18 protein-coding genes and 1 tRNA gene are annotated in these 16023 nt (G+C 33.1%); 10 read left to right on the forward strand and 9 right to left on the reverse strand.

Features of this window, described 5'->3' with window-relative positions; all coding sequences use genetic code 11:
• Window positions 1-74: 74 nt before the first annotated feature.
• Entirely contained in the window at window positions 75-1007 is a 933-nt protein-coding gene (gene corA, locus D3P13_RS06315) for a magnesium/cobalt transporter CorA (protein ID WP_117880474.1), read from the forward strand.
• Between the two features lie 18 nt (window positions 1008-1025).
• The gene (locus tag D3P13_RS06320) at window positions 1026-1310 is read left to right on the forward strand and encodes a DUF2188 domain-containing protein (protein WP_117880475.1); all 285 of its coding nucleotides are present in this window, start codon (window positions 1026-1028) and stop codon (window positions 1308-1310) included.
• Between the two features lie 158 nt (window positions 1311-1468).
• Here the strand turns inward: D3P13_RS06320 and D3P13_RS06325 are convergent, their stop codons facing one another.
• The 6 genes from D3P13_RS06325 to D3P13_RS06350 form a co-directional block, all read right to left on the reverse strand.
• The gene (locus D3P13_RS06325; RefSeq protein WP_232829142.1) at window positions 1469-2107 is read right to left on the reverse strand and encodes an ASCH domain-containing protein; all 639 of its coding nucleotides are present in this window, start codon (window positions 2105-2107) and stop codon (window positions 1469-1471) included.
• Window positions 2108-2113: 6 nt separating this feature from the next.
• Entirely contained in the window at window positions 2114-2803 is a 690-nt protein-coding gene (locus tag D3P13_RS06330) for a hypothetical protein (RefSeq protein WP_117880476.1), read from the reverse strand.
• Window positions 2804-2888: 85 nt separating this feature from the next.
• Window positions 2889-3200 (reverse strand): lipocalin-like domain-containing protein, encoded by a 312-nt coding sequence (locus tag D3P13_RS06335; protein ID WP_117880477.1) that lies wholly within the window; start codon window positions 3198-3200, stop codon window positions 2889-2891.
• Between the two features lie 153 nt (window positions 3201-3353).
• Window positions 3354-3830, reverse strand: coding sequence for a hypothetical protein (locus D3P13_RS06340; protein ID WP_117880478.1), 477 nt, complete (start codon window positions 3828-3830; stop codon window positions 3354-3356).
• Between the two features lie 77 nt (window positions 3831-3907).
• Window positions 3908-4492 carry a peroxiredoxin-like family protein gene (locus tag D3P13_RS06345; RefSeq protein ID WP_232829143.1) on the reverse strand — a complete coding sequence of 195 codons (585 nt, stop codon included), beginning with the start codon at window positions 4490-4492 and terminating at the stop codon, window positions 3908-3910.
• Between the two features lie 147 nt (window positions 4493-4639).
• Window positions 4640-5107, reverse strand: a complete 468-nt coding sequence (locus D3P13_RS06350) for a hypothetical protein (RefSeq protein WP_117880480.1) — start codon at window positions 5105-5107, stop codon at window positions 4640-4642.
• A 341-nt stretch (window positions 5108-5448) separates the two neighbouring features.
• Between D3P13_RS06350 and D3P13_RS21880 the strand changes: the two genes are divergently transcribed.
• Window positions 5449-5535, forward strand: a tRNA-Lys gene (locus tag D3P13_RS21880).
• A gap of 603 nt (window positions 5536-6138) precedes the next feature.
• On the opposite strand, the gene D3P13_RS06355 is transcribed toward D3P13_RS21880, so the two are convergent.
• Window positions 6139-6870, reverse strand: a complete 732-nt coding sequence (locus tag D3P13_RS06355; protein WP_117880481.1) for a PA3715 family protein — start codon at window positions 6868-6870, stop codon at window positions 6139-6141.
• A 316-nt stretch (window positions 6871-7186) separates the two neighbouring features.
• Entirely contained in the window at window positions 7187-7903 is a 717-nt protein-coding gene (locus D3P13_RS06360) for an SOS response-associated peptidase (RefSeq protein WP_117880482.1), read from the reverse strand.
• Window positions 7904-8115: 212 nt separating this feature from the next.
• On the opposite strand from D3P13_RS06360, the gene D3P13_RS06365 reads away from it, so the two are divergent.
• Window positions 8116-8928, forward strand: coding sequence for a hypothetical protein (locus D3P13_RS06365; protein ID WP_117880483.1), 813 nt, complete (start codon window positions 8116-8118; stop codon window positions 8926-8928).
• 162 nt (window positions 8929-9090) lie between these two features.
• Here D3P13_RS06365 and D3P13_RS06370 read toward each other — a convergent pair whose 3' ends face one another.
• Window positions 9091-10422: an MBL fold metallo-hydrolase gene (locus tag D3P13_RS06370; RefSeq protein WP_117880484.1), complete on the reverse strand. Its 1332-nt coding sequence runs from the start codon at window positions 10420-10422 to the stop codon at window positions 9091-9093.
• Between the two features lie 429 nt (window positions 10423-10851).
• Here D3P13_RS06370 and D3P13_RS06375 point away from each other — a divergent pair, with 429 nt between their 5' ends.
• The 6 genes from D3P13_RS06375 (at window position 10852) to D3P13_RS06400 (ending at window position 15778) form a co-directional block, all read left to right on the forward strand.
• The gene (locus D3P13_RS06375) at window positions 10852-12942 is read left to right on the forward strand and encodes a toxin-antitoxin system YwqK family antitoxin (RefSeq protein ID WP_117880485.1); all 2091 of its coding nucleotides are present in this window, start codon (window positions 10852-10854) and stop codon (window positions 12940-12942) included.
• A gap of 24 nt (window positions 12943-12966) precedes the next feature.
• The gene (locus D3P13_RS06380) at window positions 12967-13335 is read left to right on the forward strand and encodes a hypothetical protein (RefSeq protein WP_232829144.1); all 369 of its coding nucleotides are present in this window, start codon (window positions 12967-12969) and stop codon (window positions 13333-13335) included.
• 10 nt (window positions 13336-13345) lie between these two features.
• The gene (locus tag D3P13_RS06385) at window positions 13346-14014 is read left to right on the forward strand and encodes a VOC family protein (protein WP_157972845.1); all 669 of its coding nucleotides are present in this window, start codon (window positions 13346-13348) and stop codon (window positions 14012-14014) included.
• A 240-nt stretch (window positions 14015-14254) separates the two neighbouring features.
• Window positions 14255-14743: a hypothetical protein gene (locus D3P13_RS06390; protein WP_117880488.1), complete on the forward strand. Its 489-nt coding sequence runs from the start codon at window positions 14255-14257 to the stop codon at window positions 14741-14743.
• A gap of 175 nt (window positions 14744-14918) precedes the next feature.
• On the forward strand, window positions 14919-15206 hold the full coding sequence (locus D3P13_RS06395) for a hypothetical protein (protein WP_117880489.1): 288 nt from the start codon (window positions 14919-14921) through the stop codon (window positions 15204-15206).
• A gap of 119 nt (window positions 15207-15325) precedes the next feature.
• Entirely contained in the window at window positions 15326-15778 is a 453-nt protein-coding gene (locus D3P13_RS06400; protein WP_117880490.1) for a hypothetical protein, read from the forward strand.
• The last annotated feature ends 245 nt before the right edge of the window (window positions 15779-16023 follow it).

Below are 16023 nucleotides of genomic sequence, written 5' to 3' on the forward strand. Positions count from 1 at the left end.
ATAGAATTCAAAAATGTATATTTGTGGCTAGGTTACTACTCAGATAACCTTATTCATAAAGTAGTAGATTAGGAATGATTAAACATTTAAGTATAGCAGAGGGGCAATACAACATTGAGTCAGGTCTTGAATTATTGAACCCCAATATTATTTGGATTGATATTTTTAATGCAACCAAAGAAGAAATTACCGAAGTTGAAAAGTATTTTAACGTAGAATTATTTACTTCTCAAGAAAGTGAAGAAATTGAATCGAGCTCAAAATATAACGAGACGGAAGACGAAATAGGGATCAACTTAAACTTTTTACGTACCGAAAAAAGAAATCATGTCAATGAACCTGTTTCTTTTATCTTAAAAAAGAATTTTTTAATAACGCAACGTGAGCAAGAATACAAAACGTTTCTTGATACTTATAAAAAAATTAAATCGGTACAGCCAAAAAACGGAACCGATGTATTACTCAGTATCCTAGATACACGAATTGACTTTGATGCCGATTTAATTGAAGATTTAACTGATAAAATATCTGGAATTAGTAAAGGATTGGTGAAAGACAACAATCTGGAACGCGAAATTTTATTAAAAATAACGGGTTATCAAGAATCCACTATTTCCATTCGTGAAAACATTATAGAGAAGCAACGCATCTTATCAGCCATTTTAAAAAGTAAATTTTTTCCACAAAAAAATTACGAGATTATACAAGTAATGATAAAGGATGTTGGCTCACTACTAGACCATACCAGTTTTAATTTTGAACGATTAGAATTTCTTCAAAACACATTCTTAGGTCTTGTAAATATGGAGCAGAACCGCATCATTAAAATATTTACAGTAGTTACCGTTATTTTTATGCCACCTACGCTAATTGCGAGTATGTATGGTATGAACTTTAAATTTATTCCTGAATTAGATAAGCCTTGGGGCTATCCGTTTGCTATTGGATTAATGATTATTTCATCAGTACTTACACTCTTATTTTTTAAACGTAAACGTTGGTTGTAATCCCTAAATGATAAGCCTATGCCTGATAAAACAAAGCCTAATTTTTGGTTAGACCTCATTTCACAATTTATGGAACTCTTTTTAAAAAGTTCTAACAAAAGAAAGCGGACGTATCACCAGCATGTTGTTCCTTATGAAGACCGTTGGGCCGTTCGGAGAGAAGGGAACAAAAGAATTACTTCTAAACATAAATTACAAGAAACCGCCATTAGAAAAGCGAAACGATTGGCTAAAAAATACAAAGCAGATGTCATTATTCATCGTCAAGACGGTACCATCAGAGATCGTATTAATTTCGATTAAAAAAAAAGGTATTATGTTTAAACTAACTCTAAAAACATCAATAGCTGATTGTTTTCACTCTAATTTTTTATCTGATATTTTAAAATAAAAATTTATGGTGGCTTTGAAAATACGTATAAACATACAGTTTCGCAGTTACCAAATGAGGTGAGACTTTATTATTTTTCTGTCCAGATGGTTTCAAATATTACGCAAACTACTAGCATTTCTTCGGTTGGTTTTTGTCCACTTTCTTCCATTACATTTTTAAAAAAGTCCCAATGAGCTTTTTTCCATTTTTCTAAGGGTTCAATATCCGTTCCCATATCCAATTCAGCATAAGCTTTGGAAATTTTATGGAATGGAATAGTATCTACACTGCTATTTTCTATGATCGCTTTTGCTTTTCCGTCAAAATCTGTTATTATTTGTTTGGTCCCAACTTTTGGGATGTCAACATTATATTGTTTATACAAACTATATAATCCCGATGAAGCTTTCTTTTTCCCATTTATTGTTAATGCTGCTAGTCTATTGGCGTCTTCTCTATTATTATGAAAAAAATCAGATTCCGGTATTTCTTGGTTTTTAAATTCAGGATTTGATTTGATGTAGCTATTCCACATTTCATAGACAGATTGGTCAATTTGGCTCTCACTTTCTGATTCCGTCACTATATCGACTTTTGTATCCGTCTCCATTTTTGTTTCTGTCTTTGGCTCGTTTTTACAACTCATTAGAATAAAAACAAATACAATAGCAAAATGTTTCATGGTTTTTTTAGGATTAATGGCAATAAATGATATACCAAATTGCAACTCGTTTTATTGGTTTTTAATAATAATCTTATTTAAATTTTCATCTTTTTTTCCTGTTTTTAATGCTTTTGCTGAGGCTGGTTTTTCTAGAAATAGATTTCTCCATTCAATGGGTATTTCTTTCAAATTCAACTTCATGTTTAAACTATCACTTTGTGTTTTTTTTTCATAAAAAAGGTATTCACCGTGTTGTTTTGGCTCCAATCCATAATTATAATAATAAGCAAACCTTTGAAAATCATTTTCAGGTTCAAGGTCAATAAATATTGGATCATCTTTTACTGAGGAGAGTAAGTAAGCATTATCACCCCAATTAATGAGATCATATTCCGTTTTAATTTTTAATGAATCGGCACCGTACTTAAAAGTTTGAATTAATGGGTTATTATGACGAGTAAAAGGTAGTGTAGCAAGGTTAATCGAGTCAGGTTTGAGTTTTAATTTTTTATCTTCAATGTGAAAAATACCATAAACTTTCTTATTCTCTCCGCCGCCCATACACCCATACCAATAGTTTTCATAATAAAAATTTCCATTGCTCAATAAGTCCAATTTTGAACCAACGTTAAAGCCTTTAAATTTAAAATGAGTGGTATCAATTTTTTTGACAATTTCTTCTGAATATTTTTGATTTTTATTTCCGTCATTACAACTAATAATTGTTAAGAGTAGTAGTATTACAATTCCATTTTTCATAGTTATTTTTTATACGTTGCGAACGTTTCTGATATCTTAGGAGATAAATGAATGTGACATATACAAGTTGTTTGCCTTTCGTTCCTCACTCATTTAAATGAGATACTTTTATCCATCTAAGCCTTGTACCAGCAAATTCTTTCTCAAAAGGTTCTAGTGTCAAGGTATCACCAGCGAAAGAAAAATTTCTTTTAACGGTTTTATTCCACATTGTTGGATTTGAATGTGATATTCTTTTATGCTCTATTATTTGTTTATCCATATCAATGCTGTACGTCGCAAAATAAGTATAAGAAACAGCAAGATACTGTAGTGACTCCATAGATATTGAATCAATGGTCGATGGAAACATTAAATGAGTATTCTCATAATCTTTCGGGACAAAATGCACAGACATATGTTTGAGTCGTCATAAAAAATATACCCTTTTAATCCATTTGGGAAACCTCTTTCCTCATTTTTAAATTCACTCCATTCCTTGGTTTAAAGGTAGGAATTTTCGGTTAGATAATTCCTCCGCAATAAATGATATACCAAATTGCAACTCGTTTTATTGGTTTTCAATAATAATCTTATTTAAATTTTCGGCATCCAATTTGTCTCCAATATTTTTTAAATCAATTTCTTTTCCATCTTTCATTTTTATTTTTAGAACGGAAAGTTTATTAGCATCTAATCCTGAAGAAATTACTCTATTCAGAAGAAACATTGTGATTGAAAATGTGCTTGGCGTAAATTCAATATTTGCAATGTCTTTGTGACGAAAAAAATCCCTTTTAGTAAACATGTTCAATAAATTAAATTGCTTTGTTTCTATTCCAGATTTAGTAGCCGTTATTAATTTTTTTTGTGTTGCTATGAGCATGATAAATGCTAAAAACAATATCATGAATCCATTAAAATAGGGATCATCATTAAAAATCAGAATAAAATAAATGGATGCCCCTAAGGCAATTAATCGTAGTACTATTATTGAATAAGAAAATTCATGAATCTTATATAGTATCTCCTTAACATTTTTATCCATTCTTTTCTAAACTTAATGAGTCGCTACCTTTTGATTTACAGTAGCATGTCTTTTTTTATTAAAATCAAAGTATAAATTTAAGACAAATTTTGTAACGCCTTAATAATATCCTCAGGCTCTGAACGCGTTCTGTAATCAACGTTAACATAATTCCATATAACTACTCCGTCACGTCCAATTATAAATGTTGCTGGAATTGGTAATATATTACTATTGCCATTATTAATTTTTTCTAAATCAAGTTTTCTGCCTACACGCATATGTTCCTCCAAAAACGCTGGTACTTCCCAGGCAACGCCATATTGCGAAGCAACTTTGGCATCTTGGTCAGAGAGCACGATAAAGTCCATTGCACTAATTTCATCTTTTGTCATTGATCCATCAGGCACTTGTGGGCTAATGGCAACTAATGTAGCACCCAATGCATGAATTTCATCTAGTCGGGCTTGCAAGGCTCTAAGTTGTAAGTTGCAATAGGGGCACCAATTGCCGCGGTAAAAAGTAATAACAACGGGACCTTTGTTTAGCAAGGCAGCTAAAGATATTGAATTTCCTTCAGGGTTAGGTAGCTTAAAACTAGGAGCTTTTTGTCCAATTTTAATGGCATCTTTACCTTGCTGAAAGGCCTTTGCTTGCTTGATAATAGCATCTACACCTTTCATGAATTCAGGATTAGCTTGTCGGCCTGATTCAATTTTAGCATCAGTTAGTTCTTTTAAATATTTCATAATTATGTTTACTGTTTAAAGGTGTATTCTGTTAACTTATTGAATTAAACAATTAATGATCACTACTGTTTTCAGCAGTTTTTAATTATTTATCATTTCAATTTTTTCATTCACTTTGTCTATGAAATTGTGTAAATAAGTTGGAACATTATTTTTATCTTGGTCAATTCTCCAACTTTTTACATTTCCATTTTTCGAGTATTGAATAAATAATCCACCTCCATCTGCACAATCTGGACATCCAAGAACTGTTTCACTTTCATTAAGAAGTTGATTCGGGAAAAAGTCAGCCAAGTTTTTGACTTGTTCAAACTTGTCATTTTCTAATTCCATAAATTCCAAATTTTGCCCTGAATAATCGTCAATGGCATCCTCAAATAATTTTTTATCCGTCAGTTTAAAAGTTTCCACGCAACCTTCTCCAAAACATTCACCGTAGAAGTGTCCAAAAATCAAAAAATTCTGTTCATTTGTTTCAATGTTGTCATCATCATTGTTACAGGAAATTAAACCTCCAATTGCAAATAGTAATAAAAATAGTTTTTTCATAATATCATTTTATAAATAAGATTCACAATCCTTTATTTAGTTGCGTTCAAATTGCTTACAACTTAGAAGTATACGCACCATTACCTATATACATCATAGATCTCAAAGATAAGAAATATTGTTACTAACCTTTAGTTCTTGTTTTATCCTATATTGATACTTTAGTTAGTCATTTTAAATAAAATAAAATTCAGTAAAGCTAAAAATAATTACTATATAGTACTGGAAGTCAATCGTGTAATTAGCTAAAATGAAAGGTCTTTTTTAGATGTTAAAAACGTATAGTACTATTTTTTTTAAGGGCATACAATAAAGCGGGAAATGGTCAGTTATATAAGTCTGGAGAAATGGCAGAGTGGCTGAATGCAGCGGTAATTTATTACTGTAGAGGGTTAAACCTCCGAGGGTTCGAATCCCTTCTTTCTCCGCAAAAGGAAACCCACAACGAAAGTTGTGGGTTTTTTGTTTTCCCAAACGTCGAAAATTTATTTTCGTAAGTGAAGGGAAAACAAAAAACCCATAAAAACACATCGTGTTTTTGGGTTGCTATGTTTGTATTGGATTCCCAATCAGGGATCACGACCGCAGGGAGTAATCCACGTATTTATTTTCGTAAGAGCAGGGAAAACAAAAAAACCAAAAAAACACATCGTGTTTTTGGGTTGCTATGCTTGCTTAGGATACCCTTTCTGGGATGACGACCGCAGGGAGTAATCCTTGAAATATTTTTGTAAGCGATATGGAAACAAAAAAACCAAAAAAACACATCGTGTTTTTGGGTTTCTATGCTTGCTCAGGATGCCTTTTCTGGGATGACGACCACAGGGAGTAATCCTTGAAATATTTTCGTAAGAGAAGGGAAACAAAAAAACCAAAAAAACACAACGTGTTTTTGGGTTTCTATGCTTGCTCAGGATACCCTATCAGGGATAACGCCAAATTTTATATTTTGCGGACTTTGTCAATAAATACAGAACTTTGGAGTTAACACAAAATCGCCCTATGTTTTTTGTACATTGTTACAAAACGTTTTATTTATACGAGCCATTCTCATATGTAAGAGTTTCTGTTTTTTCAGTTACTGTTTCTTTTTCATCACAATCATTATTTTCATTAAGAAAAGCTATTGAATTTGTGATTTTACTTTTGATTAAAATATCTAAGTGACTATTTGTTAAGTTATCAGTTATAATTATTGTCTTTTTTTTAGAACTAAATTCTCCAATACAATTGCCGTCCCATTGACCACTATATTCTAAAACATTGTAATTTTTAAGTAACGTCCTTAAAGAATTATCTTGTGGTTCAAATAAAGTAATTGTTTCATACCCATAAGGGTTAACTCTAGAGTTTCCATTGTATTTAACTCTAATTCCAAAAGCTCGTTTTTCATTTGATAAATAATAAGGAGCGGTATCGATTGAAATTTCAACCAATACTACTGCATCAGAAACCCAACCGTTAGACTTGTAACTTTCTATATATTTATTTTCAATTTGATAACTTAAGCTATTTACAATTAAGATGTAGCTATTCAACTCAAAACAGCAATCGTTTTGTTCATTATATTCTGTTTCTAGCTTGGGTATTACAACAATTGTTTTAGTAGAATCATTTGGCATTACTTTTTCTACGATTAAATCAGTTTTACAATTAGACAAATTGATTTTTAACTCCTTCAATACGCTATCTACTAGATTTGAATGTTGTTGAGCATATAAATTAAAACTCATTAAAAATATAAATATAGAAGATAGTTTCATTTTAATGTTTTGTAAAACAGTTAGATATGTACCATTACATATATACTCCGCATATCGCAAATATAAGGAATATAGTGACGTGTAGTTTATTGTTTAATCATACGCTAGTTCGCCATTTAAAACGTCGAAAATTTATTTTCGTAAGAGAAGGGAAAACCAAAACCCAAAAAAACACATTGTGTTTTTGGGTTGCTATGCTTGCTCAGGATACCCTTTCTGGGATAACGACCGCAGGGAGTAATCCTTATACAGTCATTGCGAACTCGGAGATAGCCGAGTGAAGCAATCTCATGAAATGAAGCACCCACCTAATTAGCTAAGCCGTCCGCTCCACAATATACGGCAAGTCCGTTTCTACATTCTTTTTATAGAGGTCTCTACTTACAGGGTAGGCCTTAAAGGGTTTGGTGGTAAAACCTTCTGCCATGAGTTCATTAAGGCTCGGTGCATTCATGCCCTCATCTAGCCAATCTTCAAGGTTCGTTTCATCTAAGACCAGTGGCATTCTCTTTTGCTTATTATGCACTTCGGTAAAAAAGGCATTGGCTGGCATGGTAATAATGGTTGCCGTATTGGTTTGGGCATCTATTTCGTTATACAGCCCAGCAAATAGAAATAAATCGCCTTCGGGATACGCTTCTGACGGCTGGTAACAAAAATTAGGTACGACAATCCCATTTTCGTGATGCGGCTCAAAAAAACCATCGGCAAGAATTAAACAGCGTTTATGTTGTGCACTTTTTTTATAGGAGTTCCGCTCAAATAGCGTTTCGCTCTTGGCATTTAAGGTATTGCTTTTTTTATAAAAGGCAGCAGGGTCGTTATTGGCCCAATCGGGAACTAGTCCCCACTGAGCGGGAGTTATTAAAGATGGTGACTCCATTGTAATGATATACAAGTTGCCATGCGAAAAACCGTTTAAATGAAAGTACTGCTTATATTCATCGGGGATTTCAAAATTAGCGGGAATCATACTCAGTAAGCGTTGCTCAATTTCTTCTCGTTTTTTCCGTAATGCCGTTGAATAACACATAATTTAAATTTTAGTTAAAAATATGGAAATTTTTATAAAAACGGAATGGAGATCGTATTTGAGACTAGCACTATACGAACTTAATTTCAAATGCGTTAAACCTATGTATTGGTTGCTAAAAGAATGGAGGCCATTAATATTTAAAATTTCTTAGTTTTGGCACTAGACCGTTTTTAGTGTAAAGCTTCAGCGAAAAAATAAATTACTTATAAATGATCATAAAACATACACCTATTTTTAGTCTACTATTGCTTGTAGTTTTTATTGCGGGTACTAAAGAAAAACGATACTTAAAAGCGAGTGCTTTACAACAAAACAAAATTGAAGCACAATTATATAAGATAGACACCATTGAAGTAAATATAGATAGTATTATAGATATTTCAGGTGAATATGAACTCATTAAGGGAAGATCGTCCATGATTGACTCTGATGACTATGTAATTTATAAAGGAGCAATGGTTATTGAAAAACTTTCAGAAACTGATTTTGGTTTTTATTATGCTAATAAAATAAAAGAACTTACCCCTACTGGTCATTTTGGAATCATAAGGAATTTTAAAAATGAATTTCATACCCTTAGAATATGTAATGAAAAGGAGGTAGAAGGCTATTCTAATGAGAATTTTGTAAAAGGGGTCTACCTAAACAATCAAATATTAATTGAAAAAAAGGGTGATCTGCTTACTTTTATTCATTACGGTAGTAATTTTAGAAGTTATGCATTGTATAAAAAAAAGAAACCTGAAGCCGATTTTTATATTTCTGTACTTAAAACACTAAAAAAGAATAAGCAATTTTATGATAAATTTCTTTTAGAGTATAAAGAGGCAGTAAATTATGATAAAAGTAAACTAGAAATAGAATTTGTTTTTAAACGCGGGCTCTGGATGTCAAAACACAAACATAATGTTGTTGATGGTATTTTGAGTTATACGCATACCTACAGTAAACCATCTGAAAATGAGGGTTTTGTAAAACAAGATTCCATTTTTAATAATGCACTTATAAATTATAAAAAATAAGGTATTACAAGTATTCGCTATTTAAAATGCCATAAGCTCCTTATTTGAGGTCATTCATTTATCGACAACACAACCTGCGAGTTATTGCCACCACGAATCCACAGACGATTTATCACCACACATTACGCCCTTGTATAGCAACGATCCGTAAAATTACTGCCCTTATTGGTTAAACTCCTTTACATCTTCACTTAAATCATAAACGGTAGCGTTTTTTAGTAGATTTTCAATAATACTGGTACCTGCTGCACTACGATATCCACCTGCACAATGCACTACGATGGGTTTATCAGTGGGAATCGTTTTTGCGGTTTTACGCAATTCATTTAATGGCCGTGGCAGTGCATTTTCAAAAAATGATCCCTCGTTTATCTCGCTCATATTGCGGATGTCTACAATGGTGTACTCATCTGGATGGGCTTTAAAATTCTGAAGATTCAAGGGTTTATTTGCAATTAAATCTTCCTTAGCAAGGGTGATTACTTTTTTCAATTGTTTTTCGTAGCCTATTTTTGCTACACGTTGCAATATCATATCTAAGTCTTGCGGTTTTTCAATAACCAAACTAAACTTTTCTTTGGGTGCAATGATGGCTCCTAACCACGTTTCAAATTTAGAATCTTCAGAGGTAGCCTCAATATTCAGACTTCCTTTTAGATGTCCTTTTTTAAATTCAGCATCCGTCCGTACATCCACAAGAAGCCCTTTAGCCGTAGTATTCAATTTAAAAGACACTTTGGCAATGGATTTACGCAAGTTTTTAGCTCCTCTTTTATTCAGCATCACATTATAACCAAAATACGAAGGTATAAACGGTTGACTCTCCAACAAGGTAGCTACAAACTGTTCTTTGGTTTGTTCTTGAAATGCCCAATTGCTCATCCGTTCATTTCCCAGGGTACTACTGGCGGCATCACTTAAATTTTTTCCACACAATGAACCAGCACCGTGAGCGGGATAGACCAATGTATCATTAGGTAGATTGGTGAATTTATGAAGCATGGTTTCGTACATGGCTTCCGCCAATTCTTTACGTTTCGCCTTCATATTACCTGCTTTTTCTCGTAAATCGGGTCGGCCAACATCACCAATAAACAAGGTATCGCCTGTAAACAACACTTTTTTATCGCCATCATCAGCAACAATACTAATACTATCTGGCGAATGTCCGGGGGTGTTCATCGCTGTTAAGGTTGCTTTTCCTATGTTAATACGAATGCCATCATCAAAAGAGATGTGCGGATAATCAGCACCTAATTTTTTACTATTGTAAATATTGGCTCCTGTTTCTTTGTGGATTTGCAAATGCGAACTCACAAAATCGGCATGCGGATGTGTTTCAATAACCGCTATAATTTTTGCCTTATTTTTATAAGCAAACTCATAATACTGCATCGGGTCACGCTCTGGGTCAACAATAGCCATTTCACCATCACTTATTAAGGCGTACGAAAAATGGGATAAGGGTTTGTATTCAAATTGTTTTATTTTCATGATGGTTTACATTTTAAAGCGACACATCGTTTAAAAATCACGTATAGCTAAGGTAAATTAGGTTCCACCAACGGAAAAACTCCCTTAGAAATAGGCAATCAATTAAACGTTTTACTGCATTATTTGTAAGGATACTCCTTACTGAAATAATGCATTTTACAGTTAGTAATTTAGACTACTAAAGGTACGTCTTTATTTTAAAAACACCACCAATTTGAATCCTAAAAAATAGAAAAAGATGCAGCCAATTTTTTGTGTTTTTGCTCCGCATTTAGAGGTTGCAGAACTACCTTTGGGTCGGTTTAGTACTATCCCATCCCATACATGGTAAAAACCCCCATTTACCGTGTTTGTACTCTACAGGGAATCACTAAATTTGCGTAGTGGTGTCACCAAAAAAGGAGTCACTGTCAGTTATAACCTAAAAACATGCTCTTAAAAACGTTTACTAGTGCTTTCATTTTATTAATGATGGGGTATCATACCACAATAACCGCTCAAAAAGACACCATTTATTATGATCAGGATTGGGATGAAACCACAAAGTCTAATGCCCATTTTTACAGACCCATGCCTTTGGAGCAAGACGGTAATAGAACCTTATTTAAAGACTATTATATTGATGGTACCTTACAATTTGAAGCCTGGCAAAAAAAGCTTGACACTACAGAAACATCATTTTTAGGTTCTAATGGGTATTATTACGATGGTAAAGTGGTTTGGTATTATGCCAATGGAAATAAAAAGACGGTCATTACCTATAAAAATAATAAAAGGAACGGAGCCGAAATTACCTATTATGAAGATGGAACCATAGAAACGGAAAATGTACATATAGATGACCGACAACAATCCTCAAAAGCATATAACAAAGCAGGAAAATTAAGAAGTAGCCTAAGTTATAAAGAGGGTTCTCCGCAAGAAGGGGTAAGTAACTGTTTTATTCAATATAAAGAGGGGAGAAGAATAGGTGAAAAATTGTATTACGAAAATACCGATATACTGGCCTATGAACGTGTTTGCCCAGATAAAGGCTGTTACGACGAAAACACAGAAACTTATTATGACAAGATAGGAGCCATTATTCAAAAAAACACCTGTATAGATGAAGAAGTAATTGAAGGAAGAGCCATTACGTTTTATAAGGGCGATGACTGCGGCTATGTAAAAGCCATAAAAACAATAAAAACTGTTGAAAACACAAACTTTAACGGACCTTTTGTCAAATATGATAGTAACGGAGACGTGTTATATAAAGGTATGTATAAAAATCACTATCCCGATGAAGGTACTTTTGAACATGAAGATGATGATCGACTTTTGTATGTATCTGAGTACAAAAAAGGCAGTAAAAACGGAAAGGAAACGGTGTGGAATAAAGATAAGAAAATAGCCGAAGGTTTCTATGTAGATGGTGTAAAACAGAACGGTACTTTTGTTGAACAAAGGCAATTTACAGGTTGGTCTAAAATACCTATTATTCTAAATTTAAAAGACGGAAAAGAAGAAGGGAAACAAATATTTTATAATAGTGCAAGAGATATGACCATGGGGTTTTACCATGCGAAAGCAGGGAAAAAAGACGGTGCTTATGCCGCTTATGATTATGATGGCGAAGTACTTGCCGAGGCTACCTATAAAGACGGAAAACCTTTTGATGGTGCCGTATTGTTTAATGATGAATATCGTTTTTATAAAAACGGAGAACGTTTAAGAGAAAATGTACATGAAGATATGGAAGAAAAAGAACGCCTAAAAGCCTTTTCTAAAGGTTCAGACACCGTAACGGGCAGTTATAATATGGGGGGATTTGAAATGGCGGCTTCTATGGTGTTTTTAGACACACATCAGTTTTTTTTCTCGTTAAGTGTGGGCAGTTTAGACTTAACGACCTACGGAGCCTATCATTTAAAAAACGGGACCTTAAAATTACAAATGCCTGAAGAGCAAAAGCTAGATTTTATGATCTATGGCAAAAAAGACGCTGCTTTAAAAGATTCCGTAGTCATTCAATATTATAATTACGATGCTGACAGTAAACCTGTAGTACAATTGAATAAGCAATGGTTAACTTTAGAAGACGTAACGGAACCCAATGGCGAACGCTCTCGACAAAATAAGGAAACTTTTACCATCCCTATAAAGAAATTGAATACGCTAAACTTGGGACTTAGATCAAGAGCTGAAAAAGGTATCGTTTTAAAGAGCCTATTGGAAGCTGATGCACTAAAAGATTTTAATAGTTTTATTATAGCCTATAATGTTACTGCCAAAGAAATTAAACAATTTGAAAAGGGTACGTTTACCTTTAATGGAGATAACTTAGTAAGTGACGGTAAAGAAAAACAGAAAAGACCGTTAAGTGAAGCTGACAAAGAAAATATATTGGACTATATTATTGAAAATAAAGCCTTTCCGCACTATATTCAAAATTTTAGTTATGAAAAAATAAAGCTGCATTCAAAAGCAACGAATCAAAAAATTAAGAAGTATACACAACTCTTAAAAACGGAAGAATAAACAATGTTAATGCTACCAGTAAAAATGAAAAATAGTTTAAAAAATAGTTGGGTGGCAGCCGTATTGCTGTTACTAGTTGGGTGTAGTACGGAGTATTACCAAGGCTATGTGTACAATAATGGTAAACCTGTAAAAGATGTTTTTGTAAAAGAAAAAGACGGAAACATTTTTGCGGTAAAAACAGATAGCAACGGTTTTTTTAAACTAGAAAAAACCATTGATGCTGAGGCGTTAATTTTTATGAAAGACGAATTTAAAAATGATACCATTGCTTTAAAAGGAGTTGCCCCAGACGCAACACCTTTTTTACGAGCAACATCAGATACCTTGCAATTAGAAAAAGCTCCACTACGTTTTGATACCGAAGGTTCTTATACCATAGAGCAGGAATAGCAACCATAACATGCAGATAAAAGAATTAATAATATACAGCACTAATATAAAAGCCCAAGCCGACTTTTATACCCATATATTGCGTGTAACCTGCATTAAACGTACAGACCAAAAGGTGTCTTTTCAGTTGGGCACATCCATATTGACCATAGCTTACAAGCCTAAAGCAACGCCGTATCATTTTGCCATAAACATTCCCGCCAATAAAGAAATGGAAGCCTTGGCATGGCTTAAAACAAAAGTGGCTATAGAGAAGGAGGGAAGCAATGAAATTATTGACTTTACCGCATGGAATGCGAAAGCCATTTATTTTTATGATAAAGACAAAAATATTGTAGAGCTGATTGCACGGAAAAATTTAAATAATAGTACACCACAACCATTTGATGCTTCTCAATTTTTAGAAATCTCAGAAATAGGAATGCCCACCACAACCATTGAAAAAATATACACACAATTACATAAGTTAACCGGTATAAAAATATATGACGGTACTTTTGATCGTTTTTGTGCCATAGGCGATGAGCATGGTCTTTTTATCTGTATAAACCCCAACGTAAAAGATTGGTTTCCTACCCAAGACAAAGCCTTTACTTCCGCATTTGAAATTAGGTTTGTTGAGCAAGGCAAAGCGTACCGAATGAAGTACGAAAATGAAGCACTCAACCTGTTGCGTTAAAAAAGTAACTGAAAGTGCCCTAATAACATTGTATTTCCTGATTTAAGTTTTCAGCGTTTGTTTTATGACAAGCAATATAACTATATATCACTATAGTTTAAATATCCTTTTAATACTCTTTAAAGAGTACTGCAAGAGCTATATTTAACTGATTAATATCATTTTAGCTAACAGAAAATAGACATACCTTAATAGATATAATTAGAAGGGGGAAGCTCCCTTCTTCCAAAATTTATTATTATGAAACAATATGCATATCTATTTTTGATTCTATTGATATCTCTGACGTTCTCCTGCAGTTCAGATGATGATGATGATAATGAAAATTTACTAACGAAGGATGGTACTTTTCAGATTAGCGAACTCGCAGGAACCTATGAGGCCACCAGTGCTCAATTTAGTGTATCAGGCACCTCAGTAGACGTTGTTGAAGATGGTGGAACCGTTGAAATGACTGTCCAATCTAATGGCAGCTTTACCATAACAATTAATCCAGTAGATCGAAATGAGTATACCATAAGTGGAGAAATGTTCTGGGAACCCTTTAACCAAACATTCTACTTTGCCATAGTTTGGGATGATAACCTTGATGAATGGGATACCTACGGACATACCTACGATGGTACAACGCTATCTTTAAATGGAGGAACCGATTCTGGAGAATACGACTTTAACAATGACGGCAATATGCAATCTTGTACAGTTCATTTTATCTTTGTGCGTAACTAAGGGCATTGGGCGTACATACTCGTCTACTATTTTTTATGGTTATGTTTTTAAATGGCTCAACTTTGCATATTAATAGCTAGGGTAGTATTTAAATAATAAAAAGTGGCGGTTTCCCTTTTTGTTGTTTGGTTAGAATTAGTTAAATTTGATGTTGTTGCTAACTTACACACACCTTATGAAAAACACATTATTAGTTTTACTATTATTAACAGCTATTGTAAACGCACAAAACAAAGTGGTTATTAAAAATACTTTTTTTAACCAAAACATTGATGAATTTGATGCATTGGCCATAAAAAATGGCGTTAAAGCAGGTGACGATGTTTTTATGTGGGTAAATTTTAAAAGTGATGTAGAAGGTTCTGTTTATGGGTTAGAGTTGGATGAACGCTCAAAAATATTTGAGCCTGCAATAACTGCAATCATTTCTAAAATACCAACGTTAGATGCCAACAACATATAAAAATAATGGAGGTAATTCAGCTAATACGAAGAACAGTGATAACAATAATATTTGATCTAAACTGAAAAAATTGTGATCTTAAAACAGCCACTATTCTTATAAAAACCGTTGCCAACACTATGAGTAAACCAGAATTTCCATTAATATCGGTTTATAAAAAAAGTGGTATAGATATATTACAATCTGAATCGACATGGCAAAAAGCGACTGTTTTAGCAGTTCTGAATGGGAATAAAAATAGCATTGCTTTTGACAAAAACGGCCAAAAATGGAATTATGGATTTAAGTCGGACAAAGTAAATGACACATTTATTACAAGATTTTTAGCGAAAACTGTTTACAACCCAATTGTTGACATAAAAATAGATTATAATTTATTGGAAAAATATACGCAACAAGAACTGAAAGAGGAGATATATCAATGTGTTGATAGTGATGATGATATTCTAACACAATTTGTAGAATCTGATTTTCTAAAAAAGCAAATATCTGAATCAAATTCGTTTGAATCGATTTTAGAAAAATTAGATAAATACATTTTTAATGTTAACGAAAACGAATTATTTAAATAAAAAGCGGAATAAATACTGTGGGCTACAAAGTAGCTATTTTATTGCTTGTTTTAGCCTACTTACGAATCCCGAAGCGTTGTGAGGGTTTTTAGTTGCTAAATTAGGTACTAAATAGGAATAAAATTGTTGATAAAAAAACCCAAATGACTAATCATTCGGGTTTTCCGTAAAGTACTTTTTCCTTTTCAAGCAATGCATATACTTTTCTAAGCAACTATTTTAGATTAACTGATATAAAAGTACTG

Origin of the sequence: Aureibaculum luteum, from assembly GCF_003449015.1 — a bacterium.
Lineage (GTDB): Bacteria > Bacteroidota > Bacteroidia > Flavobacteriales > Flavobacteriaceae > Aureibaculum > Aureibaculum luteum.

Excerpts from the sequence above, each read along its gene's own strand:
- corA (WP_117880474.1), top strand. The coding sequence starts at position 75 with ATGATTAAACATTTAAGTATAGCAGAGGGGCAATACAACATTGAGTCA.
- D3P13_RS06320 (WP_117880475.1), top strand. The coding sequence starts at position 1,026 with ATGCCTGATAAAACAAAGCCTAATTTTTGGTTAGACCTCATTTCACAA.
- D3P13_RS06330 (WP_117880476.1), bottom strand. The coding sequence starts at position 2,803 with ATGAAAAATGGAATTGTAATACTACTACTCTTAACAATTATTAGTTGT.
- D3P13_RS06335 (WP_117880477.1), bottom strand. The coding sequence starts at position 3,200 with ATGTCTGTGCATTTTGTCCCGAAAGATTATGAGAATACTCATTTAATG.
- D3P13_RS06340 (WP_117880478.1), bottom strand. The coding sequence starts at position 3,830 with ATGGATAAAAATGTTAAGGAGATACTATATAAGATTCATGAATTTTCT.
- D3P13_RS06345 (WP_232829143.1), bottom strand. The coding sequence starts at position 4,492 with ATGAAAGGTGTAGATGCTATTATCAAGCAAGCAAAGGCCTTTCAGCAA.
- D3P13_RS06350 (WP_117880480.1), bottom strand. The coding sequence starts at position 5,107 with ATGAAAAAACTATTTTTATTACTATTTGCAATTGGAGGTTTAATTTCC.
- D3P13_RS06355 (WP_117880481.1), bottom strand. The coding sequence starts at position 6,870 with ATGAAACTATCTTCTATATTTATATTTTTAATGAGTTTTAATTTATAT.
- D3P13_RS06360 (WP_117880482.1), bottom strand. The coding sequence starts at position 7,903 with ATGTGTTATTCAACGGCATTACGGAAAAAACGAGAAGAAATTGAGCAA.
- D3P13_RS06365 (WP_117880483.1), top strand. The coding sequence starts at position 8,116 with ATGATCATAAAACATACACCTATTTTTAGTCTACTATTGCTTGTAGTT.
- D3P13_RS06370 (WP_117880484.1), bottom strand. The coding sequence starts at position 10,422 with ATGAAAATAAAACAATTTGAATACAAACCCTTATCCCATTTTTCGTAC.
- D3P13_RS06375 (WP_117880485.1), top strand. The coding sequence starts at position 10,852 with ATGCTCTTAAAAACGTTTACTAGTGCTTTCATTTTATTAATGATGGGG.
- D3P13_RS06380 (WP_232829144.1), top strand. The coding sequence starts at position 12,967 with ATGAAAAATAGTTTAAAAAATAGTTGGGTGGCAGCCGTATTGCTGTTA.
- D3P13_RS06385 (WP_157972845.1), top strand. The coding sequence starts at position 13,346 with ATGCAGATAAAAGAATTAATAATATACAGCACTAATATAAAAGCCCAA.
- D3P13_RS06390 (WP_117880488.1), top strand. The coding sequence starts at position 14,255 with ATGAAACAATATGCATATCTATTTTTGATTCTATTGATATCTCTGACG.
- D3P13_RS06395 (WP_117880489.1), top strand. The coding sequence starts at position 14,919 with ATGAAAAACACATTATTAGTTTTACTATTATTAACAGCTATTGTAAAC.
- D3P13_RS06400 (WP_117880490.1), top strand. The coding sequence starts at position 15,326 with ATGAGTAAACCAGAATTTCCATTAATATCGGTTTATAAAAAAAGTGGT.